The sequence below is a fragment of the Mesorhizobium sp. M0047 genome, from assembly GCF_040323315.1.
Taxonomy (GTDB): Bacteria; Pseudomonadota; Alphaproteobacteria; order Rhizobiales; family Rhizobiaceae; genus Mesorhizobium.
On sequence record NZ_JAMYUW010000008.1, the window covers coordinates 37,107 to 63,431 of the forward strand.

The 26,325-nt window shown below is 63.9% G+C and carries 26 protein-coding genes; 1 reads left to right on the plus strand and 25 read right to left on the minus strand.

Annotated elements, in window-relative coordinates; translation table 11 throughout:
- Window positions 1-17 precede the first annotated feature (17 nt).
- From NKJ89_RS09700 to NKJ89_RS09745, 10 genes are all read right to left on the minus strand, one after another.
- On the minus strand, window positions 18-332 hold the full coding sequence (locus tag NKJ89_RS09700; protein ID WP_352601918.1) for a MocE family 2Fe-2S type ferredoxin: 315 nt from the start codon (window positions 330-332) through the stop codon (window positions 18-20).
- Between the two features lie 17 nt (window positions 333-349).
- Entirely contained in the window at window positions 350-1,432 is a 1,083-nt protein-coding gene (locus NKJ89_RS09705) for a fatty acid desaturase family protein (RefSeq protein ID WP_352601920.1), read from the minus strand.
- Between the two features lie 49 nt (window positions 1,433-1,481).
- Window positions 1,482-2,663 carry an aldose 1-epimerase family protein gene (locus tag NKJ89_RS09710; RefSeq protein ID WP_352601922.1) on the minus strand — a complete coding sequence of 394 codons (1,182 nt, stop codon included), beginning with the start codon at window positions 2,661-2,663 and terminating at the stop codon, window positions 1,482-1,484.
- A gap of 59 nt (window positions 2,664-2,722) precedes the next feature.
- Window positions 2,723-3,637: a sugar phosphate isomerase/epimerase family protein gene (locus tag NKJ89_RS09715; protein WP_352601923.1), complete on the minus strand. Its 915-nt coding sequence runs from the start codon at window positions 3,635-3,637 to the stop codon at window positions 2,723-2,725.
- 55 nt (window positions 3,638-3,692) lie between these two features.
- A complete protein-coding gene (locus NKJ89_RS09720) occupies window positions 3,693-4,778 on the minus strand; it encodes a Gfo/Idh/MocA family protein (protein WP_352601925.1) in 1,086 nt (361 codons plus the stop codon).
- Between the two features lie 35 nt (window positions 4,779-4,813).
- Entirely contained in the window at window positions 4,814-5,890 is a 1,077-nt protein-coding gene (locus NKJ89_RS09725; protein ID WP_352601927.1) for an ABC transporter ATP-binding protein, read from the minus strand.
- Window position 5,891: 1 nt separating this feature from the next.
- On the minus strand, window positions 5,892-6,983 hold the full coding sequence (locus NKJ89_RS09730) for an ABC transporter ATP-binding protein (RefSeq protein WP_352601929.1): 1,092 nt from the start codon (window positions 6,981-6,983) through the stop codon (window positions 5,892-5,894).
- On the minus strand, window positions 6,980-7,939 hold the full coding sequence (locus NKJ89_RS09735) for a carbohydrate ABC transporter permease (RefSeq protein ID WP_352601931.1): 960 nt from the start codon (window positions 7,937-7,939) through the stop codon (window positions 6,980-6,982). The genes NKJ89_RS09730 and NKJ89_RS09735 overlap by 4 nt, the downstream gene beginning before the upstream one ends.
- Window positions 7,936-8,796, minus strand: coding sequence for a carbohydrate ABC transporter permease (locus NKJ89_RS09740; protein ID WP_352601933.1), 861 nt, complete (start codon window positions 8,794-8,796; stop codon window positions 7,936-7,938). The genes NKJ89_RS09735 and NKJ89_RS09740 overlap by 4 nt, the downstream gene beginning before the upstream one ends.
- Window positions 8,797-8,877: 81 nt before the next feature.
- Entirely contained in the window at window positions 8,878-10,491 is a 1,614-nt protein-coding gene (locus NKJ89_RS09745) for an extracellular solute-binding protein (RefSeq protein ID WP_352601935.1), read from the minus strand.
- A 336-nt stretch (window positions 10,492-10,827) separates the two neighbouring features.
- Between NKJ89_RS09745 and NKJ89_RS09750 the strand changes: the two genes are divergently transcribed.
- Window positions 10,828-11,856: a LacI family DNA-binding transcriptional regulator gene (locus NKJ89_RS09750; RefSeq protein WP_352601937.1), complete on the plus strand. Its 1,029-nt coding sequence runs from the start codon at window positions 10,828-10,830 to the stop codon at window positions 11,854-11,856.
- A gap of 58 nt (window positions 11,857-11,914) precedes the next feature.
- Here the strand turns inward: NKJ89_RS09750 and NKJ89_RS09755 are convergent, their stop codons facing one another.
- The 15 genes from NKJ89_RS09755 to NKJ89_RS09825 all read right to left on the minus strand — a co-directional run bounded on the left by NKJ89_RS09755 (window position 11,915) and on the right by NKJ89_RS09825 (window position 26,307).
- Window positions 11,915-12,934: an aliphatic sulfonate ABC transporter substrate-binding protein gene (locus tag NKJ89_RS09755; RefSeq protein ID WP_352601939.1), complete on the minus strand. Its 1,020-nt coding sequence runs from the start codon at window positions 12,932-12,934 to the stop codon at window positions 11,915-11,917.
- A 39-nt stretch (window positions 12,935-12,973) separates the two neighbouring features.
- Window positions 12,974-13,873, minus strand: coding sequence for an ABC transporter permease (locus NKJ89_RS09760; RefSeq protein WP_156938594.1), 900 nt, complete (start codon window positions 13,871-13,873; stop codon window positions 12,974-12,976).
- A gap of 12 nt (window positions 13,874-13,885) precedes the next feature.
- On the minus strand, window positions 13,886-14,722 hold the full coding sequence (locus tag NKJ89_RS09765) for an ABC transporter ATP-binding protein (protein ID WP_352602200.1): 837 nt from the start codon (window positions 14,720-14,722) through the stop codon (window positions 13,886-13,888).
- A 61-nt stretch (window positions 14,723-14,783) separates the two neighbouring features.
- Window positions 14,784-15,110 (minus strand): 4Fe-4S binding protein, encoded by a 327-nt coding sequence (locus NKJ89_RS09770; RefSeq protein ID WP_352601941.1) that lies wholly within the window; start codon window positions 15,108-15,110, stop codon window positions 14,784-14,786.
- A complete protein-coding gene (locus tag NKJ89_RS09775; protein ID WP_352601943.1) occupies window positions 15,107-16,732 on the minus strand; it encodes an FAD-binding protein in 1,626 nt (541 codons plus the stop codon). The genes NKJ89_RS09770 and NKJ89_RS09775 overlap by 4 nt, the downstream gene beginning before the upstream one ends.
- A 38-nt stretch (window positions 16,733-16,770) precedes the next feature.
- The gene (locus NKJ89_RS09780) at window positions 16,771-17,367 is read right to left on the minus strand and encodes a thioredoxin family protein (RefSeq protein WP_352601945.1); all 597 of its coding nucleotides are present in this window, start codon (window positions 17,365-17,367) and stop codon (window positions 16,771-16,773) included.
- Between the two features lie 360 nt (window positions 17,368-17,727).
- Window positions 17,728-18,180 carry an aconitase X swivel domain-containing protein gene (locus tag NKJ89_RS09785; protein WP_352601947.1) on the minus strand — a complete coding sequence of 151 codons (453 nt, stop codon included), beginning with the start codon at window positions 18,178-18,180 and terminating at the stop codon, window positions 17,728-17,730.
- Complete coding sequence (locus NKJ89_RS09790) at window positions 18,177-19,427, minus strand: aconitase X (protein ID WP_352601949.1); 1,251 nt, start codon at window positions 19,425-19,427, stop codon at window positions 18,177-18,179. The genes NKJ89_RS09785 and NKJ89_RS09790 overlap by 4 nt, the downstream gene beginning before the upstream one ends.
- Window positions 19,428-19,665: 238 nt before the next feature.
- On the minus strand, window positions 19,666-20,733 hold the full coding sequence (locus NKJ89_RS09795; RefSeq protein WP_352601951.1) for an ABC transporter ATP-binding protein: 1,068 nt from the start codon (window positions 20,731-20,733) through the stop codon (window positions 19,666-19,668).
- Window positions 20,733-21,521 carry an ABC transporter permease gene (locus NKJ89_RS09800; RefSeq protein ID WP_352601953.1) on the minus strand — a complete coding sequence of 263 codons (789 nt, stop codon included), beginning with the start codon at window positions 21,519-21,521 and terminating at the stop codon, window positions 20,733-20,735. Before NKJ89_RS09800 ends, NKJ89_RS09795 begins: the two co-directional genes overlap by 1 nt.
- A complete protein-coding gene (locus NKJ89_RS09805; protein WP_352601955.1) occupies window positions 21,521-22,384 on the minus strand; it encodes an ABC transporter permease in 864 nt (287 codons plus the stop codon). Before NKJ89_RS09805 ends, NKJ89_RS09800 begins: the two co-directional genes overlap by 1 nt.
- Before the next feature lie 68 nt (window positions 22,385-22,452).
- A complete protein-coding gene (locus NKJ89_RS09810) occupies window positions 22,453-23,514 on the minus strand; it encodes an ABC transporter substrate-binding protein (protein ID WP_352601957.1) in 1,062 nt (353 codons plus the stop codon).
- Window positions 23,515-23,569: 55 nt separating this feature from the next.
- Window positions 23,570-24,541: a PfkB family carbohydrate kinase gene (locus tag NKJ89_RS09815; RefSeq protein WP_352601959.1), complete on the minus strand. Its 972-nt coding sequence runs from the start codon at window positions 24,539-24,541 to the stop codon at window positions 23,570-23,572.
- Complete coding sequence (locus NKJ89_RS09820; protein ID WP_352601961.1) at window positions 24,538-25,578, minus strand: ADP-ribosylglycohydrolase family protein; 1,041 nt, start codon at window positions 25,576-25,578, stop codon at window positions 24,538-24,540. The genes NKJ89_RS09815 and NKJ89_RS09820 overlap by 4 nt, the downstream gene beginning before the upstream one ends.
- A 3-nt stretch (window positions 25,579-25,581) precedes the next feature.
- Complete coding sequence (locus NKJ89_RS09825) at window positions 25,582-26,307, minus strand: GntR family transcriptional regulator (RefSeq protein WP_023761007.1); 726 nt, start codon at window positions 26,305-26,307, stop codon at window positions 25,582-25,584.
- Window positions 26,308-26,325 lie beyond the last annotated feature (18 nt).

Consider the following 26,325-nt stretch of genomic DNA (forward strand, 5'->3'; position numbering starts at 1 on the left):
TTACATGGTGCGGCAGGTCAGCCGATCTCGATCATAACCTTGCCAGCTTCGATGCGCACTGGATAGGTCTTGAGATTGACGCACACCGGCGCGCCTTTGGCGACACCTGTCTTGTAGTTGAAGCGGCCATTGTGCTTGGGGCATTCGATGATGTCGTCCATCACCAGCCCGTCGGCCAAATGTGCCTTCTCATGCGTGCAATAGCCGTCGGTGGCGAAGTACTCGTCATCCGGGCTGCGATAGATGGCGAAAGTGCGTCCGCCGTGGTCGAAGCGGATGACGTCCTCTTCCTCGACATCATCGACGGCGCACGCTTCAACCCAGTCGGCCATCTCTGTCTCCTGCAACTCTATTCCGCCGCCGCCGGAACGGTCAGCGCGTGGAATTCCTCGCGGTACGGCCGCGCCGTCGGCGGCAATTCGCGCTTGAGGAAGTAGTCCTCGTACTGGAGCTGCTTGATCAGCACCGGCCAGACCTCGCGATAGGCATGCCAGATCGATGGATTGGGCTCCGGCAGGTCATGTTTGATCATTTCGTGCAGCTTCGGCAGCGCATGATAGGGCACCATCGGGAACATGTGATGTTCGACATGGTAATTCATGTTCCAGTAGATGAAGCGGCTGATCGGGTTCATGTAGACGGTGCGCGTATTCAGCCGGTGGTCGGTGACATTGTCGGCCAGGCCGATATGCTGCAGCAGGCCCGTCAGCACCATGTGCCAGCTGCCGTAGAGGCGCGGCAGGCCGATCAGCACCAGCGGCAGGAACGACCACAAATAGAGCGCCAGCGCGATCGCCGCGACATAGATGGCGATATGCCAGCGCGCGGCGGTGACGACCTTGCGCAGCTCCATCTCGGGGATAAAACTCCTCTCGTCGGGCGAGATGCTGCCGAACGCATTGCGCACCAGTGTGGGCAGCGAATAGCGGAAATCGAGAATGCCGGTGAAGGCAAGCGCGGCGCGCAAGAGGTCCGGTGGACGCATCACCGCGATCTCGGCATCGCGGCCGACGATGATCGTGTCGGTGTGGTGGCGGGCATGGCTCCAGCGCCAGGTCACCGGATTGCGCATCAGCATGAAACTGGCGATCTGGTAGACGACATCGCTCATCCAGCGGGTGCGGAAGGCGGTACCGTGGCCGCACTCGTGCCAACGCGAGTCGCTGGAGGAGCCGTAGAGCACGCCGTAGACGAGCAGGAACGGCACCACCCACCACGTGCCCCAGAACCAGATGATACCGGCGGCGGAGCCCAGTAGGGCTGATATCCAGATGATCGTGTCGCGGATCGCCGGTCCGTCCGAGCGCTGCATCAGCTCCTTCATCGCCTTGCGAGGAACGTCGGTGTGGTACCACTCGGCGGAGGCCAATCCGGTCTCGATCGCGATGCGTGTGCTTTCGCCGACCAGGCTGTAGTCGCGCTTTTGTCCCATCACATCGACCTCCGATTTCCGGCCCGCCAGCCGGAGCATTCGTTTCGCATCATGCCCTGCCCGCCAGTCTCGGAAAGTTGCCCGACGGCGCAGGATAATCCTGTTGCGGTTGCCTGGCGATCGAGACGATCCTCCGTTCGGCAGCAGCGATCGCGCCGGCGCCGTCGATCACCCGGAATACCGCATCATAAGAGCGGCCTTCGCCATGCTCCAGCCAGATCATCTCGCCACGCTCGCGCGCCGCGAGATTGCCGAGCACATGATGCGTCGAGGGTTCGATGCCCAGCGCATATTGCCCGGCCTGGAAATTCTGCCATTGATAGGCGCAAGGCAGCTGCTCCTTGCGGGTCACGACCTCGAAGCCAAGTCCGAGGCGGTCGTTGACAACAGCCACTGGCACCTCGCCATTGCCGTCCGCCGCCATGTCGTGCTGCCAGACCTGTTCGCTGAAACCCAGTCGCGGCGCCGGCACGGTGCGGTAGCCGACCTTCTGCGCCTCGTAGCGCTCGCCATCATGGCCGGCCCAGACGACGTCGCGGATCGGCGCCAGATAGCGCGCGCCCTCATCGAGCAAGGGGTGGCTGACATTGACATGGTAGAAATACATGTGCGGCGTACGGTTGAAGCCGTGATTGACGACGCGGTCCGACAGCCGGATCTCGTTGCCGCCGACATCGGCCTCGATGCGCCGCAACAAATGCAGGTCCTCGCCGAACACCGCCGATTGCTGGACGATGCCTTCGGCCCACAGCACGCAGCGGTCGCCGTCCCAGGCCTCGCCATAACCGGTCAGCCGCGCCGGAATGGTGCCGACGCGGCCGTGCAGCGAATGCACCACGGTCTTCCTGCCCGGATAATTGTAGCTATCGACCGGCACTTCCTCCCGGCCCAATATGTGATCGAGGCCGCAGGTGACGAGCAGCCCGGAAAAAGAGCGCGCCCAGGCGAGCCCCCCTTCCCCTTCATAGTCGTGCAGGCCGGGATGACGAAAGCCGCTCGGCGAATGCCAGCCGATCGCCTGTCCCCTGAAATCGCAGTCGGCGATATCGAGCGCCCGGTCGACCAGCGCGGTGAAGCGCAGGCCCGAGCCGGTGCGGAACTCCAGCATGCGGATGCCGCGTTCCACCCCGTCGCCAAGCGTCATCAGCCGCACGCCGGCGAATTGCGAAAGCATGCCCGAGCGTTCCGAGACCTGCCGGCGCGAAAGCGTCTTGCCGTAAAGTTCTACCATGTGACGGCCGCTTCATTCACTGCACTGTCGTCCCCTCAATCGGCTGCGCTAACCAGCTCTCACAGACCGTTGGCGCGGAACTTGCCGTCGAGGAATTTCTTGGCGCGCGGCACGTCGTCTTCCGAGAGATGCTCGATGATGACCGGGATGTTCGGATGCTTTTGCGCCAGCCGCTGGAGATAGAGGTCGTAGTTCAGCGAGCCGAGGCCGGGTGCCGGCAGCTCGATCTCACCGACGCCACGGAACGTGTGGCTCTCCAGCGCGTTCTCGTCGCCGATATCGGCGTGCTTCTCGGACTTGTCGCCGCCCGAACGCTTGACGTCCTTGGCGTGGGCTATCCTGATCTTGTCGGTCAGCGTGTCGAACACCTGGTTCAGGATCTGGTCCATCCTGTCGATGTTGTGCGTCTCGAAATAATTGGTCGGATCCATCAGGAGGCCGAGGCCGGGATGATCGACCTGCGCGAACATCTTCACCGTCTCCTCGACCGAGCCGACGACGTTGTTGACATAGGTTTCGAGCAGGAAGACCGCGCCGTGATCATAGGCTGTCTGGGCAAGATCAGCGACCACCTTGCGGCATTCCTCGAACCCTTCCTCGGTCTTGTTCTTGGGGTGATGCACCCAGTCGGATTCGGTGTTGTAGGTGCCGGTTTCCGAGATTACGTAGGGGCTGCCGAAATGGCGGGCGTTGCGGATGATCTCCTTGAGGTAGCCGACGCGCCTGTCGCGCTCGGCCTTGTCGGGATGGATGATGTTGGTGTAGCCCGACACGCAGCAGACCGGCAGATTGTGGTCGCGGAAGACGTCGCGCACCGTCTTGGCCTTGTCCCTGGTGATCTGCCCGGCTGACAGGTCGACATCCTTGAAATGAAGGTCGAGCTGCACCGTGTTGAAACCGAGCCCGCGGATCTTCTTCGCCGTCTCTTCGAGACCGTACGGGAAATAGCCCGTGAAAATACCTGCCTGCATCATGGTGTGAATTCCTCCCTGTAAGCGATTCAGTTGTCTGGCATTTCAGTTGCGGTGATCAGGTAGCGATCTCGGAAAGCTTGACGGTGCGGCCCTCGTCGATCGAGCGGTAACCCGCCTCGACCAGCGCCATGGTCTTGACGTTGTCGGCGACCGACAGCGCTGGCGGCGTGCCGGTCTTCACCGCGTGCTGGAGCTGTTCCATCACGCCGATAAAGGCATGCGGGAACCACATCGTGTCCCAGCTCGGGCTGATCCATTCGCCGCCGGTGGTTTCGGTTGAGGCGTAGGTCAGCGTCGAGGCCGCTCCCGTCGGCCAGCCGATGGTGCCCTTGGCGACGCCCTTGGTGCCGTCGACACGCCAGTTGATATGCTGGTCGTCCTTGTAGCCATCCTGGCGCGGACCGGACCAGACATCCTCCAGCGACACGGCGAGAACGCCGGAAGGAAAGCGCAGCGTCGACACGGTGATGCCGTCGGAATGGTCGAATTTCGTGCGCGGATCCTTGCGCGTCAGCGTGGTGATTTCGTCCGGGTCGCCGAACAGGAAGCGCAGCACATCGAGATGGTGCACGCTCATATTGGCGAGCGTCAGCCGGTCGTAATGCTCCAGGAAACTCTGCCAGTGCGGAATGGCGTGCATGTCGATCTGCGCGAAGACGATGTCGCCCAGCGCACCGCTGTCGATGATCTGCTTCAAGACGCGCATCGACTGGTCGTAGCGCATGTTCTGGTTGACCGAGAGGATCTTGCCGGCCTTGGCCGCCTCGTCGCGCAGCTTGACCGCTTCCTCGACCGACAACGCCAATGGCTTCTGCGCCAGGATCGCCTTGATGTGCTTCTGCTTCAGCGCGTGCCGGATCAGCGCCGGCTGCTGGTCGGGCGGAAAGGCAAGGTCGATGATCTCGACATTCGTATCGTCGATCAGCTGCTCCGGCGTATCGTGCACCGTCCCGATGCCCCAGCGCGTCGCCACCTTCTCGGCACTGGCTCGGGTGCGCGAGGCGATCGCCACCACCGGGAAACCAGCTTCCTTGTAGGCAGCGAGATGGCACTCGGCCATGATCATGCCGGCGCCGACGCAGCCGATCCGATATTCCTTGGTGCGGACCTTCGCGTCCGGCTCGAAGCCCTTGTGTGCCATCTGATCCTCCCGAAGCTCGTTTCTTGCGGCCGCCGTCATCGTGCCAGCGCTCCCCCGCTCTGTCCGAAATAATGCACGCGGGCCGGCTCGCAGGATATCGCCACCATCGCGTCAGGCCGGATGTCGGGCTGGCCGCGCAGCAATGCCTTCAGCCGCGCCTGCCCGGCAGCGAGCGTCACCACGGTGTAGCCGCCAAGCGGCTCGACCTCGAACACCCGCGCCGGACGGCCCGAGCCCCCGTCCTCTTTTCCCTCGATGGGCCACGGTCTGACCTTGATGTCTTCCGGCCTCAGCCCGATCTCGACGGCATCAGTGGGAGCCGCCTTGTCGGCAATGCGGATCGTGCCTTCAGCCGCCTCGACACCGCTCTCGCCGCGCTCCGATCGAAGGATGTTCATCATCGGCGAGCCGAGCAGCCGCGCCACATAGGTGCTGGCCGGGCGGTCATAGATCTCGGCCGGAGCACCGATCTGCCTGATCCTGCCGTCCTCAAGGATGGCGATGCGGTCGGCGACCGACATCGCCTCTTCCTGGTCGTGCGTGACATAGATTAGCGTCTTGCCGAGCTCGCGCTGGATGCGCTTCAACTCGACGCGCGTCTCTTCGCGCAGCCTGGCGTCGAGCGCCGAGATCGGATCGTCCATCAGATAGGCGTTGGGATCGCGCACCAGGGCACGCGCGATCGCCACGCGTTGCCGTTCGCCGCCCGAAAGCTGTCCCGGCGGCTTGTGCAGGATATGGCCGATATGCAGCTTCGCCGCCACGTCCGCGACCCGCCTTTTGATGTCGACCTCGGCGACACGGCGCTCGACCAGGGGGAAGCGGACATTGTCGAGCGCGCTCATATGCGGGAACAGCGCCAGGTTCTGGAACACCATCGCCACGTTTCGCTCGGCCGGCGACACCGTGTTGACCGGTCTGCCGCCGATCAGGATTTCGCCGGCATCAGGCGTCTCAAGCCCGAGCACCAGGCGCAGGATCGTCGACTTGCCCGACAGCGGTGGACCGAAGAAGCAGAAGAACTCATTGTCGTTGACCGTGAACGAGGCGTCGTCGACAGCGAGCGTATTGCCGTAGCGCTTGGTCACATTGCGAAAGACGATATCGGCCATCTCAACCTGCCTTGATCGCAAGGCCGCTAGCGGCGTCGAAGACGCGCACCGACGACACGGTGGGTGCGACGATGGCGGTGTCGCCGATCGCCAGGCCGACATCATTGTCGAACACCGTTTTTACGGCAGCCTCGCTCTGCCCGAGGTGAACGATGGTGCGCGCACCGATCCGTTCGACGAAGGTGACCTGCATGGCGAGACCCTGACCATTCTCCACCAGCGTCGCCTGTTCCGGCCGGAATCCGTAAAGCACCTCGCCGCGCGCGCCGCGCATAGACGCCGCGAGATCGCTCGGCAGCGGCGGGGTGATGCCCAACGGTCCGAGATCGACGACCAGCCCGCGGTCGCTCTCCGCCGGTCTTCCCTTGAGCAGGTTCATGCCCGGCGCGCCGATGAAGCGGGCGACGAAGATATTGGCCGGATCGTTGTAGACCTCGAGCGGCGTGCCGATCTGCTGCAGCACGCCATGATCCATGACCGCGATGCGGTCGGCCATGGTCATTGCCTCGAGCTGGTCGTGGGTGACATAGACCATGGTCTGGCGGAACTGACGCTGCAGCTGCTTCAGTTCGGTGCGCATGACAGCCCGGAAAGCGGCGTCGACATTGGACAGCGGCTCGTCGAGCAGGAAGATCGCCGGCTCCATGATCGCCGAGCGGCCGATCGCCACACGCTGCAAGATGTTGACCGACAGCCGGTCGGCCTTTCGGTCGAGCAGCGGCGTCAGCTGCAGCATCTCGGCGATCGCACCAACACGGCGGTCGATCTCGGCTTTCGCTGTGCCGTCCATCTTCGGCCCGTAGGCGAGGTTCTGGCGCACCGTCATATGGGTGAAGATGGCGTAATTCTGGAACACGAAGCCGACGCCGCGCCGCCCCATCGGCACGCCGGCCATGTCGCGCTCGCCGAACAGGATCTTGCCGCCGGTCGGTTCCTCCATGCCGGCGATCATGTTCATCGTCGTCGACTTGCCGCAGCCCGACGGCCCGAGCAGCGCCATGAACTCGCCGTCTGATATTGCCAGGTCCATCGTCTTCAGCGCGGTAAAGTCGCCGAATTTCTTGACCAGGTTTTGCAGGTGAATGGCGCTCATGCCGGCACCTCGCGTGCCCGCACCATGCGATTCATGGCGAACACCGCGACGATCGAGAGCACGATCAATATGGCGAGTGCTATCGCCGCCACATAGCCCCAGATCAGGTCCTGGGTGGTGAGCTTGTAAATGTAGACGGAGATGGTCTCGGTGGCGACGCCGGGGCCACCGCCAGTCATGATGTAGAGCGTGTCGAAGATCTTGAAGTTCTCGATCACCCTGATCGCCAGCGCGATGATGATGATCGTCTTCATCTTCGGCAGCACGATGGTGACGAAACGCTGCCAAGGATTGGCGCCGAGCAGCGTCGCCGCCTTGATCTGGTCCTCCGGCACGCCGACCAGGCCGGCGAGCAGGATGAGGAACATCAGCGGCGTCCACTGCCAGATGTCGGCGACCATAACGGCAATCAGCGCCAAGGTCGGATCCGACAGCCAGGCGATGGTGACGGGAGAACCGGTGAGCGCCGACAATATGTCGTTCACCGGGCCGCCCGACTGGAACAGCATGAAGAACATGTAGCCGGCCACCGCCGGCACCACCATCATTGGCATCAGCAGGACCGAGTAGAAGATGCGCTTGCCCGGGAAATCGTCGGCAAACAGCGTTGCCAGCGCCAGCCCGAGCAGGAACTCCGTCGGCACGCAGACGATCATGACGATGGCCGTGCGCCTCAGCGCACTCCAGAAGCGCGCATCGGCGGCAAGGTCGGTGTAGTTGGCAAAGCTGTTCCACAGCGACCAGGCGTTCCACCATCCAAGCCCCGACAACGGCGACCAGTCGGTGATGCTGATATAGAGCTGCATCAACAGCGGGAAGGCCGAGATGAACAGCACCAGGATCTGCGCCGGCAGCGTCAGGCGGAAACCCAGCCTTGCGCCCTCGTCGTGCGAAACCGGCCTTGCTCCGACGATCTTCATTTCGTCCTTCAAAATCATGGCAGTCACCGCGCTCATTGCTTGAGCGCCCCGAAAGTCAGCCCACGCACCAGATGGCGCTGGATGGCGATGCCCATGATGACCGGCGGCACGGCAGCGATCAGGCCGAGCGCTGCCTTGGCGCCATAGAGCTGCCCGGTCATCGAGGACGACAACGAAGCCATGTAGACCGGGATCGTCACCCATTCGCGCGTCGTCAGAAGCAGCGCGATCAGATAGTCCGACCAGTTGAGGATGAAGACGAAGAGCGCAGCACTGGCCAGCGGCGCGCGCATCATCGGCAGCGTGATGCGGGTGAAGACGCGCAGCCGCGAACAGCCTTCGACAAGGGCCGCCTCCTCGATCTCGCGCGGCATGTCGTCGAAGAAAGTCTTCATCAGCCAGAAGGCGAAGGGCAAGGTGACGATTCCGTAGATCAGCGCCAACCCCCACCAGCTGTCGGTGAAGTTGAGGAAGGCCCACATGATCATCACCGGGATCATGACCGCCATCGGCGGAAACAGGCGCAGCTGGATCAATGCCAGCGGCAGGTTCTGGCCCGAGCCGAAACGCGACAGTCCGTAAGCCGCGGCAGTGCCCGCCGACATGGCGATCACCGTGCCGAAAACCGCCGACAGCAGCGATGAGAGGATCGGCTTCAGCGCCGTGTGGTCGAGCGCGACGATCAGATTGTTGGTCGACTCGCCGAAGACGAAACGGAAATTGCTGAGCGTCGGGTTCTTCGGCCACCATGTCAGGTCGGCGCCGGTCGCCGACCATTCCGCGATCGGCTTGAACGCCATCGATACCATCCACAGGATTGGCACCAGCGTCACCGCCATGGCCGCGAAGATCGCGGCGTAGCGGAACATCTCGAAGGGAATGGAACGCTTCATCTGGCGGCTTTGCTGGTGGCGTTGTGGGCGGAGGGGAGAAGCAAGCTCCTCCCCTCCTTCGGTGTGATCCAGGGAGACGGATCAGGCGATTGGATCGAGAACAGTCGGCCAGGCCTCCTTGTTGGTCTTGATGGCTTCGAGCAGTTTGTCCTCGCCGGTGCGCCGGGCGATCTTCTTCCACTCGGCCTCGGTGTCGGCCATCGCCTGCTCCGATGTCTTGGCCTTGGTCAGCGCCGCCATCAGGTTCTCGTCGAGCGCATTGTGGAAGGCTGTCGCGCCGGGATAGTTGATGGTCGGTACGGTGCGGGCCACCGTCTCGCGCACCACGTCCATGTGGTAGGCATGATAGGTCTGGCGCACCAGCGGATCGGAGAAATCCGACAGCCGGAACGGGTCTAGGTAACCACCGGGGTTGGCGCTCATCCACGCGTAGATGCGGGCGGAACCCAGCCATTGCAGCAGGAGGTAGGCGGCCTCCTGGTTTTTCGACTGCGCCGAGACCATGCCGGTAAGCGAGAACCAGAGCACGGAGCGGCTGATCAGCTTGCCGTCTATCTCGCGCCCGGGCGGCAGCATCGAGCCGATCTTGCCGGTGACAGCCGAATCCTTGTTGCCGGCATTGTCGAGGAATTTCGGCAGGTTGGAGAAGGCGCAGGTCATTGCCGCGCCGCCCTTGGCGAAGTTGCCGTATTGCTCGGGCCAACCCCAGGAGATCGCATCCGGCGAATGATGCGCGAGCGAAGCGACATATTCGTTGGTCGCCGCAATGCCTTGTTCCGAATTGATCATCGGCTGGCCGTCGTCGCCAAACAGGAACTGGTTGGGCGAGGCCATCGAGACATAGCGCTGATACCAGTTGGTGTAGCCCCAGCCCTGGTTGCGCAGATCGGTAGATCCGAACAGGCCCTTGTCCGGGCGCTGGAAGAAGGCGGCGATATCGCCATGCTGCTTCCAGGTTTTCGGCGGGGCCAGATCGTAGCCGTATTTGTCCTTGAACGCCTTCTTCTCGGCTTGGTCGCCGAACAGGTCGGCGCGGTAAACCCAGGTCTGGAAGTCGCCGTCCAGCGACACGCCATAGTTCGAGCCGCGGTATTTGTTGAGCAGCGACACGCCATTGGCGCCGTTGACATAACCGTTCGTGGGATCGTCCCACTCGGGCTTGTACTGCGCGACGAAGTCGTCGAGCTTGGCGATGCCGCCGGTTTCGGCGAGGTCGCCGAGGCGGTTCCATTCAGTCGAATAGATGTCGTAGGCCGCACCCTTGGTGGAGATGTCCTGCATCGTCTTGGTGAATTCCTGGCCGTTCGGCAGACCGACGATTTCGATCGGAATGCCGGTCTCCTTTTCCCACAGATCCTTGATCGACGGCGCGCCGGCCGGGAATGGCTGCGTGAGCTGGCCGATCGACCCGTCGGACAGGCCGAGCACAATCTTGGCCGGCGCCTTGCCGGCCCCCTTTAGCGCCTTGGCCGCCTCGATCGCGCGGCCTTCCGGCGTTTCGGCGCCATACTGATAGCGCTCGGCACCATCGAAGCCCGTCGGGCCGCCGATCATGCCCGGCGCCAGCGCGTCGGCCGCATAGGCCCGGCCGGGACGAATGAATTGCGGCGCAATGCCGGTGGCGGCCACGATCACGGCCGCCTTTCCTCCGGACGCCAGCAAGCGACGCCGCGAGATGCGGATCAAATTGGACATTGAAACTCCTCCCTTAGGGCCACGTTTCCTCCACGACCCTGTGAGGGATATTGACGGCAGCATGGGAAGCCTGTCAACATCATAAGTAATCAAAACACATCACAACATCGCAAATAAGGTTGGGAAATGCGCAAAACCGGGATCTATAGGTCTCTTCTGATGCCTCGATTTGAGGGTAAACACCTGCTCCCGGCTCTGCGCAGCCTTGCGGGACGAGTTGATTTAGCGCGGCGGCTTGCGCATCGGCCAAGGGCGGATACATCATTTCCCATCAGAATCGCGGACGGCGCGAAAGCCGTCGCCAGCCGACCTGACGCATGCAGGAGATGAACGACGGTGCGGTCCACCCTGACTGACATAGCCCGGGAAGCCGGTGTCTCGGCCGCCACGGTCGACCGAGTGCTCAACAACCGCCCCGGCGTGCGGGCGCGCACGCGAGAAATCGTGCTCGAGATGGCGCAGCGCCTCGGCTATATCGCCGAAAGCCCGAACGGGGCGCCGCCGCGGCACTCGCAAGGCGATGTCATCCGGCTCGATTTCGCGCTGCCCGCCGGCACCAATTCCTTCATCAAGATGCTGCACCGCCAGATCGAGGCGCAGGCGCAGTTACGGCCCGACCTCGATGTGCACATCGCCACCATCGAAGGGTTCAACCCGGACGGCCTCGCCCGCCTGCTGCAGGACTTACGCGGACAGACGCAAGGCGTTGGCGTCATTGCGCTTGACCACCCGACGGTGCGCGAGGCGATCCGCTCGCTTTCGGCCAACGACATCAAGGTGGTGACCATCGCCTCCGACATCCTGCATGTGCCCAGGGTCGCTTATATCGGCATCGACAACCGCGCTGCCGGGCGGCTCGCCGGCTATCTGCTCAGCCGCTTCATGGGACCGGGACGGCCGGGCAAGGTGGCGCTGTTCGCCGGCTCGCTGTCCTATCGCGGCCATGAGGAACGCGAGATGGGGTTCCGCCATATCCTGACGGAGGCATCACCCAATTTGCAGATCGTCGAAATGCGCGAAATGCTCGACGACCGCGAAAAGGCCTATTCGGAGGCATCTGCCCTGCTGGAGCGGCATCCCGACCTTGCCGCGATCTACAATGTCGGCGCCGGCAACACCGGCATCGCGCGCGCGCTCAAGGAGCGCGGCCGCGCCCGGTCCATGGTCTTCCTCGGCCATGAGGTGACGGACGGCACCAAGGACCTTCTGCTCGATGGCACGCTCGACGCGGTCATCGACCAGAATCCGCGGGTCGAGGCCCGCGAAGCGCTCAACACCCTGACCCATGCTGTCAGGGGGCTGCCCTACGAGCTGCATCAGCCGAGGCTGCAGGTGATCTTCAAGGAGAACATCCCGGAGATTTGACGGACCAAACGAGCGGCGCGGCGCGCCAAAGGCGCCCGCCCCGCTCGGTCTTTCCGGTCTACTGGATGGCAGCGACTTCCGCGGCCGCACCATCGACAAAGCTCTTGTCGACCCATTTGCCGTAGTCGATCGAGCCCTTCAGCAGCCCGGCGCTCGCCATGAATTTTTCCTCGCCCTGCAAAGCGGTGATCGCATCGTCGGTGAGTTTCGGGTCCTGGTGGAACACGCCGTCGGCATAGGTCTTGCGCACGGATTTTTCCGACGACTTGGTCGCCTCGACAAAGGTCTTGATCGTCGCGTCGGGGTGCGCGTCGGCCCAGCGCGAAATCTGGATATCGACCTTGAGCAGCCGCTTGACCAGATCCGGGTACTTTGCCGCGAAGGCGCCGTTGACCGAGATGACGTTCGGCACGCTCCATTCCGGATGCGTGCCGGTGTCGAACAGCACGCGCGCCTCGCCGGTGTCGACCAGCTTGGCCGCCGTCGAATCCGTCTCGACGATGGCGTCGATGTCGCCGCGCAGCAGCGCCGGACCGGACGCCTCGAAAGGCAGGTTCAACCCTTCGACATCATTCGTGCTCAGGCCGACACTGTTCAGCGCCTTGCTGAAATTCGAATGCCGCACCGTGCCGGTGAGATAGGCGACCTTCTTGCCCTTGAGATCCTGCAGCGTCTTCAGCGGCGAGTCGGCTTTGACGATGATGTAAGAGCCGCCTGCCTTCACGTAGCTCGACACGCCGATCAGCTTGACGTCGGCACCGGACGCCGCGACGCGCAGCGCCGGATTGTTGCCGGTGTAGGTGAACTCGATCGCGCCGGTGGCCAGCGCCGTCGTCGCCTCTGAACCGCCATTGAAGGTCACCAGCTCGACCTTGATGCCGTCCTTGCCGAATTCCTTCTCCCACCAGCCGTCCCGCTGGGCGAGAATGAATTTGAGGTGTCCGGGCGCCGTGCTGCCGATGCGGATGACATCTGGCTTGTCCTGCGCAAAGGCGGGCATGCCGCCAAGGCCGATGACGACGGCAATGGCGCCCTTTAGAAGCAGCCTGCGAAATCCATTGAACGAGATGCTGGACATGGAAAAATCCTTCCTGATTGGGATGAATGAATGACGGGCTTAAATGAGCGAAGTGTCGGACTGGCTCTTCCAGGCGGTCGCCCAACGCTCAAACCAGACGAGCAGGTAGTTCACGGCCAGGCCGATGACGGTCAGCGTCAGGATGCCTGCGTACATGTCGGCCGTTTCCATCATCAGCTGCGAGTTCTGGATGAGGAAACCGAGGCCGGATTTGGCCGCCAGCATCTCGGCGCCGATTACGGCGAACAACGAGGATTTCACCGCCAGCCGCGCGCCGGCGACGATCGAGGGAATGCTGGCCGGCAGGATGACCTTTCGGAACAGATCGAAATCGGACGTGCCCATCGAACGCGCCGCCTTGATCAGCAGCGGATCGACCGACTTCACGCCGCTGATCGTGTTGACGAGAAGAAAAAAGACCGAGGAGTAGAAGGTGATCGCCACCTTCGATTCCTCGCCAATACCGAGCAAAAGAATGAACACCGGCAGCAGCGCGAATTGAGAGGTGTTGCGCAGCGTCTGCACCAGGAGATCGCTGACCTTCTCGAACAGCGAATAGCGCCCCATCAGCAGGCCGAGCGGAATGGCGACCACCACGCCGAGCGCGAAGCCGATGGCCGCGCGCTGCAGGCTGATGCCGATATGCTCGACCAGCACGCCCGAGGCGAGCAGGTCCCACCAGGCGACCAGCACCTCGCTCAGCGGCGGAAAGAAGATGCGGTTCAGCCAGCCAAGCCGTGGCGCGATCTCCCACAGCAGGAAGAACAGGCCGAGTAGCGGCAGGCCGTAGACAAAGGTGCCGTGGCTCGCTGTCTTGCTCCGGGTTTTGGCACTGTGGGCCTTGATGGCCGGGACTCTGGCGGCGGCTACCGTTTCGCCAGCTCCGGCAAACAGATCAAGGGCTCCAGCAGTGCCAAACTTTTCGGTCAGATAAGCCATGGGTCCAGCTCCTCAGTGACTGAAGGCTGGCGACAGGGTCCAGTCCTTCTGCGCCTTGTTGACCTCGTCGCGCAGCACGTCCCAGACGCGGGCGCGATAGGTGTTGAATTCGGCGCTGGCGCGGATGTCGCCATCGCGCGGCCGTGGCAGGTCGATGTCGATGATCTCTTTCACCGCGCCCGGCCGCGCCGTCATCACCACCACGCGGTCGGCGAGGAAGATCGCCTCGTCGATCGAGTGGGTGACGAAGATCACCGTCGTCTTGATCTTGCCCCAGATCCGCAACAGCTCGCCTTGCAGGAGTTCGCGTGTCTGCTGGTCGAGCGCTGCGAACGGCTCGTCCATCAGCAGCACTTCCGGATTGCTGGCCAGCGCACGCGCGATCGCCACGCGCTGCTGCATGCCGCCGGAAAGCTGATTGGGGAAACGGTCTTCGAAGCCGGCAAGGCCGAACAGCGCCAACAGATGGTGGGCGGTAGCGGTGCGTTCCGCCTTGGCGACGCCGCGAACTTCCAGCGCATATTCGATGTTGGCCAGCGCCGTGCGCCAGGGAAACAGCGCGTATTGCTGGAAGACATAGCCGGTCTTTGGATCGGGCCTAGTGATGCGCCGGCCGTCGAGCTGGACGTCGCCACCGGTCGCCTGCGTCAGCCCCCCGATGATGTCGAGCAGCACGGACTTGCCCGAGCCGCTGGGTCCGACCAGCGTGATGAACTCGCCCTTGCGGATGGAAAGATCGACGCCGTCGAGCACGGTGACGCGGTCTGTCGCCTCGCCGTCGACGGTGACGAACTGCCCCGGCTTGAGCTGGAAGGTCTTGCTGATGTCGCTGACGACGATGCGGTCCACGTTTGGGCGGTCCACGTTTGGGCGGTCCATGTTTGGGCGGTCCATGTCTGTCTCCGATCGGTCACTGCGCCACGCGGATGCGGTGCGTCGGGTCGAATTCCGAGCCGCCGGCCTTGCCGCGCTTCCAGCCGAGGGCGCGGGCATAGCCGCCGAACAGCTGGCGTGCGTCGGCCTCGGCCTCTGTGATGCCGGTCGGTCCTTCGGCGAATTCGGCGACGTAAAGCGCGTCGGTCGGGCAATAGATCTCGCAGAGGAAGCAGGTCTGGCAGTCCTCCTGGCGGGCGATCACCGGCACGCCGTTGTCGGTCGCGTCGAAGACGTTGGCGGGGCAGACCTTGACGCAGATGTCGCATTCGACGCAGCGCGTGGTCGAGACGATCTCGATCATGACGCCAGCTCCGCCAGCCGCTCGGAGGCGCCTGCAATACGGAACGCATCGACGCCGGTGATGACCAGCCGGTGCGCGAGGGCTGGGCTCTTGCCTGGCAGGTCGGTACGGCGATGCATGCCGCGACTCTCGGTGCGGTGCAGTGCGGCGGCCACCGACCAGCGCCCGGCAGCCGCGATCGATGCCGCCTCGCGGGTACGGACCCGGTCGAGCCCCTCGCCCTGCAGATGGTCGCGCACATCGCGCCAGACGCTCTCCAGCCGCTCGCTGCTTTTCTCCAGGCCCTCGCCAGAGCGGAAGAAATTCTTGTCGAGCGGCGTGACTTCGCTACGCACCGCCTCGATGATTTCGCCTGCCGATATGTCGGCGCGCGGCGTTGCCGCCGGGCGCAACCCAGCCTGGCCGAGCGACCGCGCAGCACTGCGAAACGCCTTACCGTTTCGACGTTTGGCATGTGTGGAGGCGCCCTTGCCGGCCCACCAGCCGCTGGCCAGCGCCCAGGACGAATTGACGGCGCCGCCGCCCGAAACAGCCCCGGTCATGATCTCTCGGCTGGCGGCATCGCCGGCAACGTAGAGGCCGGGCACGCCGGTGGCGCAGTCGTCGGAGACGATATCGATGCCGCCCGTGCCGCGCACCGTGCCTTCGGCGCGCAAGGTGATGCGGAACAGTTCGCTGAACGGATCGATGCCGGCGCGGTCATAGGGCACGAAGCAATTCGGCTGGCCCTGGCGCAGCCAGCCTTGCAGCGCCGGTTCGGCCTGATCGAGCCGCGCATAGACAGGGCCGTCGATCAGCGCGCGCGCCACCTCCTCCTCGCGGTCGCCGATGCCGTTGCGCAACGGCTCGCCGGTCGGCCCGAGGATCGGCGAACCGTCCTCGCGATGGAACGACGCCCAGCGGAACGGCAGCCCCTTGTTCAGGGAAGAGCCATAAGGTGCCAGCGTGTACTTGCCGGTGAACTCCATGCCCGACAGGCTGGCGCCGGCTTCCGCAGCCATCAGATAGCCGTCGCCGGTCAGCCCGGTCGCGCCCAGAATGCGCTCGCGGAAGGCGCAGCCGCCGGTCGCCAGCACCACGGCATTGGCGTCGACGCGCCAGTCCTGGCCAACCTGCCTGGCGACACCGGCGGCCCCGACGATGGCGTCGTCATCCGACAGCAATTCAAGCGCGGGATGGTGGTCGAGCACTGTGACGCCAGCCAGGAGCACGCGGCGGCGCATGAAGCGCATATAGTCCGGGCCGCGCAGATTGGCGATATAGAGGCGTCCGTCATCCTCGCTCGGAAACGGATAGCCCCATTCGGACAGCCTGAGCAGATTGCGGTAGGCGGTGTCGACGCAGCGCAGCATCCAGCGCGGGTCGGCGAGTTCGCCGGTGCGCTGCCAGCGCCGCTCGACGACGGCATGCCTGTTGTCACCCGGCGGCACGCACCAGGTGCCGGTGTTGGACGGCGCCGTGGCGCCGCTGGTGCCGAGATAGCCCTTGTCGGCCAGGACCACCTTGGCGCCGCTTTCGGCAGCAGCGACAGCCGCCCAGGCAGCCGACGGCCCGCCGCCCAGCACCAGCACATCGGCTTGGAGGTGCAAGCTGTCGGAAGCGGATTTTTGCGACTTGGGCATAGATGCTCGGTGACTGAGTTCGCGACAGCGCGAGAGGGCTACGCAGCGCGATCGGCGTTTGCGAACCACACCGGCTCGTTGCCGGCGCTCCACTTGATGTTGCAGCCGATCGACGGCACCTGTTCGGCAGTGGGCCTGCCGCCCTCCAGCACCGTGTCGACCGCCGCGCGCAGATCGGCACCGGTCACCGGCTTGCCATTGCCGGGCCGCGCATCGTCGAATTGGCCATGATAGGCGAGCCGCCGGTCGGCATCGAACAGGAAGAAGTCGGGCGTGCAGGCCGCGCCATAGGCTTTGGCCGTCTGCTGCGAAGCGTCCTTGAGATAGGGGAAGGAATAGCCGAACTTTTCGGCCTCCTCGCCGATGCGGGCAAGCGTCTCCTCGGGATGCGCCTCATGGTCGTTGGCGTTGATCGCCACCACTTGCAGCCCCTTGCTGGCATACTCCCTGGCGAAAGCGGCAAACTGCTCGCGGATCAGTACGACGAACGGGCAGCGGTTGGAGATGAAGGCCACGAGCAAGGCCGGCTTGGCATCGAAATCGGCGAGCCTGTGCAGCACGCCTTGCGCATCCGGCAACAGGAAGTCGGCCGCCCTGGTGCCAAGGTCGATCGGGTTGGATTCTGTCTTCGGCATCGATGCGCTCCCCATTTTTGCGGCCGGTTCTTACAGGGCCAACGTGCGAGCGTTTGAGCGTCAGCACTTAGTCTATGAACTTAGTATATTATAGGCTGGAGAGCACATTCATGGTCAACCGCGTGGCTTGGAATATCGTGCCAATGTTGCGAGCCGAGCCGGCACGTTTGTCCAAGCAGGAGCCCATCTGAAGAAATCCGGACGGATGAGGTTTCATCGCAGGCTGCAGGGCGGCCCGCGAGACCATGCCATCGCAGACAGGCCGACATCGGGGCATCACCATCCTTGCGGATAGAGCGCTGGCCGGGATCGGATCGATCCAACGTGCGCGGGCCAAAGCCGATGGGCGCTGCCCGCCGCCTACTGGCTATGTGGCGCTGCGGGATTGATGGTTGGCCGAACGCTGACGATCGCAGCACCGTCCTCGCCAATACCAATGATGATCCTGTCGCCTGAGGTTATGCCGGCAATGTCGCACACCACCAGCGGCATGCGGATCTCATAGAGAAATTCGGCGACGATCGCGCCGACCGCCAGGATCGGGTCCGGGCGTTCCAGGAGAATGCCGGCCGGTGCCGTTCCCAGGCGGATCGCTTCGGCTAGCACCGAAGATGAAGACGACGAGCCACGCCCGCTCGGCATGACCAGGATCTTGCCGGCGACATTCTGGCCAAGGCCAGGATGCGAATGGTCCGTTATGTCGCCGGTTTCGGCATCGATGCCGCCCCAGAAGCTGAGCGGTTGCCAGAACACCAGCGCTCGGCCCTCAGCCTCGCCGGCCAGTTGGAAGCTGCCGGTTCGTTGTATCGTCATGAGGCGCTCCGCACGACATGGCCGGCCGCCGCAGAACGGATACAATCCTTCATCTCGGCGAAAGCGACTGACACGCCGATATTGCCAGGTGCGTAATGCGCCCATTTGCCGGAATTGGTCATCACCACGCCGTCGAGACGCTCAAGGATCGCAGTGACATAGGTACAGGTATCGGCGACCGGGATCAGGCCGAACGCCTCCATGCCATCAAGCGCTCCCTCCTCCTGCAATCGCGTCAGCGTCGCGCGGCCGGTGTTGACATAGATCGGGATGCGCCGGCCCGGGGCGACCTCGCGCAGCAGCGGCAACAGGCGCATCCATTCCTCATGCGAAAAATGCGGCGTGCCGAGCGATACTGCCGCCAGCGGCGCGCCGTCGGGCACTCCAGACAACCTGGCCAGCGCATGGTCGATATCGGCGCGCGTGATGCGGATTGTCTCCTCCGGCACCTGACCGTGGAATGCCTCGTCCAGAGTCCGGGCTTCCGGGGTGATGCCGACCGCATGGAACAGCGCCACCGCTCCGGTCGTTGCCGCCGCCGCGCCCAGCGCCTTCAACTGGTCCTCGTCGCGCGGTTGCGGCAGGCCGGCAATCACCGGAATGCGGTCGCCACTCGCTTGCCCGATCACCAGCCCGATGCCGACGAACAGACTGTCGCTCGGCTGCAGGCCAGCAATGGCCAGCTCGAACAGGATCCGGCCGCGCCGGTTCTCGTTCAAGTGCAGGCCCCAGGCCGGCGCCCGTCCGGTCATGGCGCAGCACAAATCGATGAAATCGCCATAGCGATTGGTGCGTGCGCCGATCACCGAATTGGCAAAGACGATGGCGTTGGATTCGCCCCAGGCGATCTGCTGCCCGAAGGCTGGCCGGAACCGCGTCTGGTAAGGCGCGCAAGTGAATGTCGCTTGGCAGCCGAGTTCCAGATGCGCCTTCATCAGCCGCCGCGCCGGCACCTCTTCCGCCGCCGGCATCTTCACCATGCCGGGATGGATGAGATCGAAAGAGCCGACGTTCAATGTCGTCGGCACCTGGACGCGGCCGCCGCCCTCGACCAGCCGCTCGACGAAATCGAGACCGGCCTTGCCGTGGTAGAGACAGCCATCGATATGGGCGCCGGCAATGTCGAGCAAGCTGCTTGCCCCGACCGCATTGGAAAAAGCGACCAGGATTTTCATGGCAGCAGCTGCGGACGGGCCTTGCTCGCCGTCGAGCATGGATCGGTCGTGCGCACTCAGTTCAAGTGTCATCGGTACTCCAGCCGCTTACTCGATCGCATAGCGGGACAGCACCCCCCTCTGCCCTGCCGGGCATCTCCCCCGCAAGGGGGGAGATTGGCAGCTTCGACCCCGGCACTCATTCTTGCAATGTAGGAGATTTGCGAAAACATCGATGACGGCCAATCTCCCCCCTTGCGGGGGAGATGTCCGGCAGGACAGAGGGGGGTGCGAAGGAACGCCAACAGTCCCATCTATCGAACCGCGTCGACTAGCCCGCCGCAATCAGCACCGTACTGTCAGGCGACCACCGCAGCACCACCTCCTGGCCCTCCGCCAGTCTGTCGGCGCCGGTGTTCTGCACGATCACTTTCAGCATCTGGCCCTCGCGCTCGACGAAATACGTGCTGTTGTTGCCGGCGAAGATGCGCTTGGAAACCTGCCCCTTGAGCACGTTCGAATTGGCCGCATCCGAAGCCCCGCCATCCGTCGCGATGCGGATGCGTTCGGGCCGCACGGCACAACTCGCCTTGGCGCCGGCGGCAAGCTTTGCACCCACGCCCGAGGCAATCGCCGTGCCGTCCGGCAGCCGGATGCCGTTGCCAGTGCTGTCGCCACGAAAGATGTTGGCGTCGCCGAGGAACGTTGCGGCGAATTCGCTCTTCGGCTGGTCGTAGATCTCTTCCGGTGGTCCCTCCTGCACCAGCCTGCCGTCGCGCAGGATACCGATGCGGTCGCTCATCGTCAGCGCCTCTTCCTGGTCGTGGGTGACGAAGATGGTGGTGATGCCGATCTCGCGCTGGATGCGCTTGAGCTCGATCTGCATGTCGACGCGCAACGCCTTGTCCAGCGCGCCCAACGGCTCATCGAGCAGCAGCACGCGCGGCTTGGTGACGATGGCGCGGGCGAGCGCGACGCGCTGGCGCTGCCCCCCGGAGAGTTGGTGCGGACGGCGACCGCCGAGTTTGCCGAGTTGCACGAGATCGAGAGCGCGCTGCACCTCTAGAGCAATCACCGCCTTGGCCTCGCCGCGCACCGACAGGCCAAAGGCGACATTGTCGGCGACGCTCATATTGGGAAACAGCGCATAGTTCTGGAACACCATGCCGATGCGACGCTTTTCGACCGGCACCCGCTCGACGCTCTCGCCGCCGATGGCGATGCGGCCTGAATCGGGGAAATCGAAGCCGGCAATCTGCCGCAGCAGCGTGGTCTTGCCGCTTCCTGATGGCCCGAGCAGCGCATAAAAACCGCCGTCGGCGAAGTCGATCGAGACATCGTCCAGCGCCTTGTGCGCCCCAAAACTGCGCGACACGTTCGATACCTGCACGCCGGCCATTATTTCTCTCCGCCGAATTTGAAGAACCGCGCCGTCAGCAGCATCAGCGCCATCGACACGACGATGATGATCGTCGAGACCGCGTTGATCTCGGGCGTGAAGCCCTTGCGGATCGCGGCGTAGATTTCGACCGGCAGTGTCGTCTGGCCAGGCGTCGCCAGGAAATAGGACACCACGAACTGGTCGAACGAGACGGCGAACGCGAAAAGTCCGCCGGCAATGACGCCAGGCATGATCCAGGGCAGCGTGACGCGTCTTGTCACCTGCCACTGGTTGGCGCCGAGGGACCGCGCCGCCTCCTCCAGCTCCGGCGCGAAGGTCTGCAGCCGGGCCGAGACGACGACGATGACATAAGGCAGCGCCAGCGCGACGTGGCCGAGAAGGATTGCGTGCAGGCCGCGGCCGATGCCGACGCCGAAGAAGAAGATCAGCATCGCCGTGCCGGTGATGAGCCACGGTATGGCGATCGGCGGAAACAGCAGCGCCTGCAGGAATTTCTTGCCGCGAAATTCATGGCGATAGAGCGCCAATGATGCCGCCGAGCCGAGCACTGTGCAGATGACGGTGGTGATGACCGCGATCTCGACACTGTTCCAGGTGGCGGCGATCAGCTGATCGTTTTGCCAGAGCGACGCGTACCATTCGGTCGTCCATTCGAATGGCAATTGGTAGAAGGGCGAGACGTTGAACGACATCAGCGCCATGATGATGATCGGCAGATAGAGAAAGGCGAGCAGCAGTCCGATGTAGAACCGGCCGAGCCATTCGAGGACGCGGGTGGTCGCCATCACGCGGCTCTCCGCAACGCCGGCGACGCCACCGCCAGGATGACCAGCACCACCGCCAGCAAAATGAAGGACAGCGCGGCACCCAGCGGCCAGTTGAACACGGCGACGAACTGGTCTTCGATGACCGTGCCGTAAAAGGTGCCGGTGCGGCCGCCGAGGATGCGCGGTTCCATGAACGAGCCGACGACCGGCACGAAGATCAGGGCGGCACCCGCCACCAGCCCCGGCATCGACAGCGGTATGATCACCCGCTTCAGGACCTGCAGCCGTGAGGCGCCAAGCGAGCGTCCGGCCTCGATCAACGAGTCGTCGATGGCCTGCAGCGTGAGATAACAGGTCAGCACCATGTAGGGCACATAGGAATGCACCAGCCCGATGATGACGGCCGGATAGGAATACATCAGGTCGATGTTGACCTTGAACGGCAGCATGGTGTTGAGCGCGGTGTCGAGAATGCCGCCCTCGCGTAGCACCATCGCCCAGGAGAAGATGCGCACCAGCCCGTTCGACCAGAATGGCAGGATGACGAGCAGGAAGATGGCCTCGCGGCTGCGCCCCTTCAGCACTTTGGCGAGCACGTAAGCCGCGGGATAGCCGATGATGACGCACCACAGCGTCACCTCGAGACCGAGGCGCAGCGAGGCCAGCAAAAGCGTCAGATAGAGGCTTTGCGAGAAGAAGGCGGCATAGTTGCCAAGGGTGAAGGCCCACGGTTTTCCCGACAGGGGCAGCTCGGTCATGAACGAGAAGAAGACCATGGCCGAGAGCGGCAGGAAGATCGCCACAGTCAGCCAGAGATAGGCAGGCGCCAGCAGCGGCAATGCCGATCTCAGCCCGCTGCGCGATGCTGTTGCAGCTGCCATGACAGCCTTCTCTCCCCAGATTGGAAGAACCAGCCGGCGCGAACCGCCGGCTGATTCCGATGCCGGCTTTATTTCACGTCGACCTTGAGCTGCTGCCACAGCGCCAGATAGGCCTCGCGCTGCGCGTCGGTGATCGGCGCCTGGAACTGGATGCGCTTGGCCACTTCGGGGTCACCCATGACCTTGCGGTTGAAGGCATCCGCGGGCAGCGCTTCCACCGCCTTGGTGTTGGCCGAGACCGGCGCGCCGACCTTGGTGACCCATTCGACGTAGAATTTCGGGTCGATCATGTAATTGATGAAGGCCTCGGCCCCGGCGACGTTCTTGGCGCCGACCGGAATGGAAAAGGCGTCGAGCCAGGCGACGGCTCCTTCCTGCGGCACGACCAGCGAGACCGGCAGCTTGAAATGCGTCTTGGCGCGATCGGCCGAGCCACTCCAATAGGTGCCGATGTCGATCTGGTTGGAGGCGACCATCTGGTTCCAGTCGTTCTCCGAGCTCCAGAAGGTCTTGATCTGCGGCATCAGCGAGGTGAGCTTCGCCTTGACGGCGCCCATATCCTTGATGTCGTTGATGTTCTGGCCGGTGGCGATGGCGCCGAACTGCACCGCCTCGACGGCGTCGTCGCGAATGACGACGCGGCCCTTGTGCGCGGCATCCCACATTTCGGCGATGCTCGTCGGCGGCTTGTCGAAGGATTTGTCGTTGATGGCGAGCGCCGTCAGGCCCCACACCCACGGCACGCCATAGACCTTGCCATCATGGACGAGCATCGGCGATCCCGCCTTGTCCTTGTTGATATCGGCATAGTTCGGCAACTTGGAGATGTCGATTGGCTGGATCAGTTTCCCGGCCATAGCCTGGTCGTTGAAGGCGGCATTGATCATGACCACGTCGTAGAGGCCAGGATTGGTCCGGATCTTGGTCAGCATTTCCTGTTCGGAATTGAAGAAATCGTTGACGACCTTGTTGCCGGTCGCCTTTTCGAAAGCCTCTACGGCCCACGGCTCGTCGGTGCCGTAGCCCTTCCAGTTGAGCACATGCACCTCGTCGGCCTTGGCGGCGAACGCGAGTGCGGAGGTAAAGACGGCGGTCGCCGTCACAAGAGCAGTCAAGTCAGGCATGCGCATGGTTGGTTCCTCTCTGTGTTTGCCCGCTTTCCGGGCTTGTCAGGCTTTCCGGCAGTTATGCATTGGCCTTCTGTGTCCGGCCTGCCCCCGACGGGTCGGCGGCATGGCTCAGGAATGTCTGGATTTCGCGGTCGGTCGGCGCCGACGAGCCGCCATGGCGGGTAACCGAAATGGCGGCCGCGGCATTGGCGTAACGCGCTGCCTCGAAGGGCGGGGCGCCGCGCGCCAGCGCGCTGACGAAAGCCCCGATATGGGTGTCGCCGGCGCCGTTGGTGTCGATTGCGGTGACCGCGTAGCCGGCAATGGTCTGCGCTAGACCGCCGGCCAACCGCAGGTGGCAGCCCTTTGCGCCGGAGCGGATGACCACGCCGGCAGCCTGCGGACAATGCTCGCCCAGAAGTCGTGCCGCGACAATTTCGACATCGCCCGGGCCGGCGATCTCGGCCGCTTCCGTCGTGTTGCAGCTCAGCCATGTGGTGCGCGCAAGCACCCGCGACAGGATCGGGCGCGCAATGTCCGTGATGACCGGCGTCGGGTCGAAGACGAAAGGGATTTCGTCCGGGAGCGACTCGATCCAGTCCGCCAGTGCGTCACGGCTTGCGGGGTAGCTCAGCGTGTAGCCGGACGTGAACACCCAATCATCAGGCGCCACCGCGACCGGCGCCATCAATTCGAGGCTGAGCACACTTTCGGCTCCCGGCCACGACACGAAGGTGCGCTCGGCATCGCTCGAGATCATGGCGACGCAATTGCCGCTGTCCATCAAGGGCGATGGCGGTGTCAGTGTCGCGATGCCCTCGGCGGCGAAAGCGGCGCGCAGGAAGTCGCCATTCGGCCCGCTGCCGAGCTGGCCCCCGAAAACGACTTTCATCCCGGTGCGGCTGGCCGCGACCATCATGTTGAATCCGCCGCCGGCCACCCGGGCGAAGCTCAATGCCGTCTTCTCCATGCCGGGCGCCGGCAAGGCGTCGATGCGGTAGACATAGTCGACCACGGCACTACCGACATGGACGAGACGGCCATTCATGCCGCCGCGTCCTTGCCGGAGGCACTTTTCGCCACCCGTGCCGTCACGAGGTCGGCCGCAAGCGCGCGAACCTCTGACATGTCGATGCCCTTTAGCCGGGCGATGTGCTGTTGCGGCAACCGGGAAAAGCCGGTGCAGGCGCCGGCCATGCCGGCCGCGATGGCGCCGATCGTGTCGGTATCACCGCCGAGATTGGCGCTGATGACCGCTGCTTTCCATGCATCGCCGCGGGCGACTTCCAGCACCGCGAAGGCAGCAGGAACGGATTCCTGGCTGGCGACGCCGGTGCCGACCAGATCGGTGATCAGCCGGATCGCATCCCTGATCGCCTTGCCGCGCACGATGTCCTGTGCCCAGACGATACGCGCGGCGATGTCGCCACCGGTGACCCAATGGCCGAGCGTCGCCCCTCGCCTCGCCGCCGCGACAGCGCTGGCGGAAGCATCGCGCCAACCACCGCCGGCGACGCCGCGGCTGACAGCGGCGGCAACAGCAGCGGCGGAGGCGATGGCGATCGAGGTGTTGTGCGTGGCCCGGCAGGTCTCCGCCACCTTGTCGACGAATGCCCCCAATGGTTCAAGCGGCATCATGATGCCGACCGGGGCAATGCGCATGGCCGCACCGTTGGTGTCGCCACTGCGTCCCGATTCCTCTGCAGGCACGCCACTGTTGATAGCGTCGATGGCACGCTTGGTCGACGGTCCCAAAAGATCATAGCTGCCGCGCGCCTTGACCGCGCGTTCCCAGTCGAGCAGCGCATTGACCCAGCGCTTATGGTCGAAGCGGTCGCCGGATTCGACGAGAATGCGGCCGAGCAGCAGCGCTTGTTCGGTATCGTCGGTGATGGTACCGGCAGCCAATCCCTTCGACACTGGATGATTGGCGAAAGGCGCGATGAAATCCTCGACATGGCCGTAGAGTTCGGCAATCCGGGCCGGCGACAAAAGCTGCGTCGGCATGCCGAGCGCATCTCCCAGCGCTCCGCCGACAAGCGCGCCCATGGCGCGATCGAGCGGGTCCTTGGCTGTGTCCGGCATCGCTCAGAACCTCATATGCAGCGCGAAATGCGCGGGGTTGAGCAGGCTGGTGACATATTCGATCGGCCGGTCGTCGACGGCGCGCGTCAACCGGCGGCCGCGCAGGAACGGCGTGCCTTGCGGGCAGCCGAGGATAGTGGCGTCCTCGGCGTTGAGCATCTCGATCTCCACCCATTCCTCGCCGTGGTCGGGAATGAGGCCGGCGGCGCGCAGCGTCTGGTGCAGCGAGCCCTCGCGCAATCCGCGCAACGGCACGTCTTCAAGCTCGGGTGACAATGGCAGCCGGCTGCGCTCGATGGAGATCGCATGGCCGTCGCTGGCGTTGGTACGCACCCGGTCGACGGCGATGAAGAACGGGCTTTTGATACCAAGCAGCGAAGCCAGATCGGTATCCTCGATGACCTCCAGCCGCAGCGTCCGCGTCTCGGCATTGGCGCCCGCATCGGCCAACGCCCGCGACCAGCCGATGGCGTCGTCGACCGGCTTGCCATCGAAAGTGACGAAGGAGCCGATTCCGACCTTGGTGGTGATCAGCCCGCGGCTGGACAGTTCCTCGAGGCCCTTGCGGACCGTATTGCGGCTGACGGAGAAGCGCTGGACGAGTTCGTTCTCGCTTTGCAGGCGGTCGCCGAAACCGAGAACGCCGGAGCGGATCTCATGTTCGAGAACCGTGGCGATCTGTTCGGGCTTGCCGGTGCCGGGAGACAGTTGAACCGCGCGCCGTTTCATATAGGTACCTGTTCAGTG

Coding starts and splice junctions, on each gene's coding strand:
- NKJ89_RS09700 (WP_352601918.1), bottom strand. CDS start 332: ATGGCCGACTGGGTTGAAGCGTGCGCCGTCGATGATGTCGAGGAAGAG.
- NKJ89_RS09705 (WP_352601920.1), bottom strand. CDS start 1,432: ATGGGACAAAAGCGCGACTACAGCCTGGTCGGCGAAAGCACACGCATC.
- NKJ89_RS09710 (WP_352601922.1), bottom strand. CDS start 2,663: ATGGTAGAACTTTACGGCAAGACGCTTTCGCGCCGGCAGGTCTCGGAA.
- NKJ89_RS09715 (WP_352601923.1), bottom strand. CDS start 3,637: ATGATGCAGGCAGGTATTTTCACGGGCTATTTCCCGTACGGTCTCGAA.
- NKJ89_RS09720 (WP_352601925.1), bottom strand. CDS start 4,778: ATGGCACACAAGGGCTTCGAGCCGGACGCGAAGGTCCGCACCAAGGAA.
- NKJ89_RS09725 (WP_352601927.1), bottom strand. CDS start 5,890: ATGGCCGATATCGTCTTTCGCAATGTGACCAAGCGCTACGGCAATACG.
- NKJ89_RS09730 (WP_352601929.1), bottom strand. CDS start 6,983: ATGAGCGCCATTCACCTGCAAAACCTGGTCAAGAAATTCGGCGACTTT.
- NKJ89_RS09735 (WP_352601931.1), bottom strand. CDS start 7,939: ATGAGCGCGGTGACTGCCATGATTTTGAAGGACGAAATGAAGATCGTC.
- NKJ89_RS09740 (WP_352601933.1), bottom strand. CDS start 8,796: ATGAAGCGTTCCATTCCCTTCGAGATGTTCCGCTACGCCGCGATCTTC.
- NKJ89_RS09745 (WP_352601935.1), bottom strand. CDS start 10,491: ATGTCCAATTTGATCCGCATCTCGCGGCGTCGCTTGCTGGCGTCCGGA.
- NKJ89_RS09755 (WP_352601939.1), bottom strand. CDS start 12,934: ATGTCCAGCATCTCGTTCAATGGATTTCGCAGGCTGCTTCTAAAGGGC.
- NKJ89_RS09760 (WP_156938594.1), bottom strand. CDS start 13,873: ATGGCTTATCTGACCGAAAAGTTTGGCACTGCTGGAGCCCTTGATCTG.
- NKJ89_RS09770 (WP_352601941.1), bottom strand. CDS start 15,110: ATGATCGAGATCGTCTCGACCACGCGCTGCGTCGAATGCGACATCTGC.
- NKJ89_RS09775 (WP_352601943.1), bottom strand. CDS start 16,732: ATGCCCAAGTCGCAAAAATCCGCTTCCGACAGCTTGCACCTCCAAGCC.
- NKJ89_RS09780 (WP_352601945.1), bottom strand. CDS start 17,367: ATGCCGAAGACAGAATCCAACCCGATCGACCTTGGCACCAGGGCGGCC.
- NKJ89_RS09785 (WP_352601947.1), bottom strand. CDS start 18,180: ATGACGATACAACGAACCGGCAGCTTCCAACTGGCCGGCGAGGCTGAG.
- NKJ89_RS09790 (WP_352601949.1), bottom strand. CDS start 19,427: ATGACACTTGAACTGAGTGCGCACGACCGATCCATGCTCGACGGCGAG.
- NKJ89_RS09795 (WP_352601951.1), bottom strand. CDS start 20,733: ATGGCCGGCGTGCAGGTATCGAACGTGTCGCGCAGTTTTGGGGCGCAC.
- NKJ89_RS09800 (WP_352601953.1), bottom strand. CDS start 21,521: ATGGCGACCACCCGCGTCCTCGAATGGCTCGGCCGGTTCTACATCGGA.
- NKJ89_RS09805 (WP_352601955.1), bottom strand. CDS start 22,384: ATGGCAGCTGCAACAGCATCGCGCAGCGGGCTGAGATCGGCATTGCCG.
- NKJ89_RS09810 (WP_352601957.1), bottom strand. CDS start 23,514: ATGCGCATGCCTGACTTGACTGCTCTTGTGACGGCGACCGCCGTCTTT.
- NKJ89_RS09815 (WP_352601959.1), bottom strand. CDS start 24,541: ATGAATGGCCGTCTCGTCCATGTCGGTAGTGCCGTGGTCGACTATGTC.
- NKJ89_RS09820 (WP_352601961.1), bottom strand. CDS start 25,578: ATGCCGGACACAGCCAAGGACCCGCTCGATCGCGCCATGGGCGCGCTT.
- NKJ89_RS09825 (WP_023761007.1), bottom strand. CDS start 26,307: ATGAAACGGCGCGCGGTTCAACTGTCTCCCGGCACCGGCAAGCCCGAA.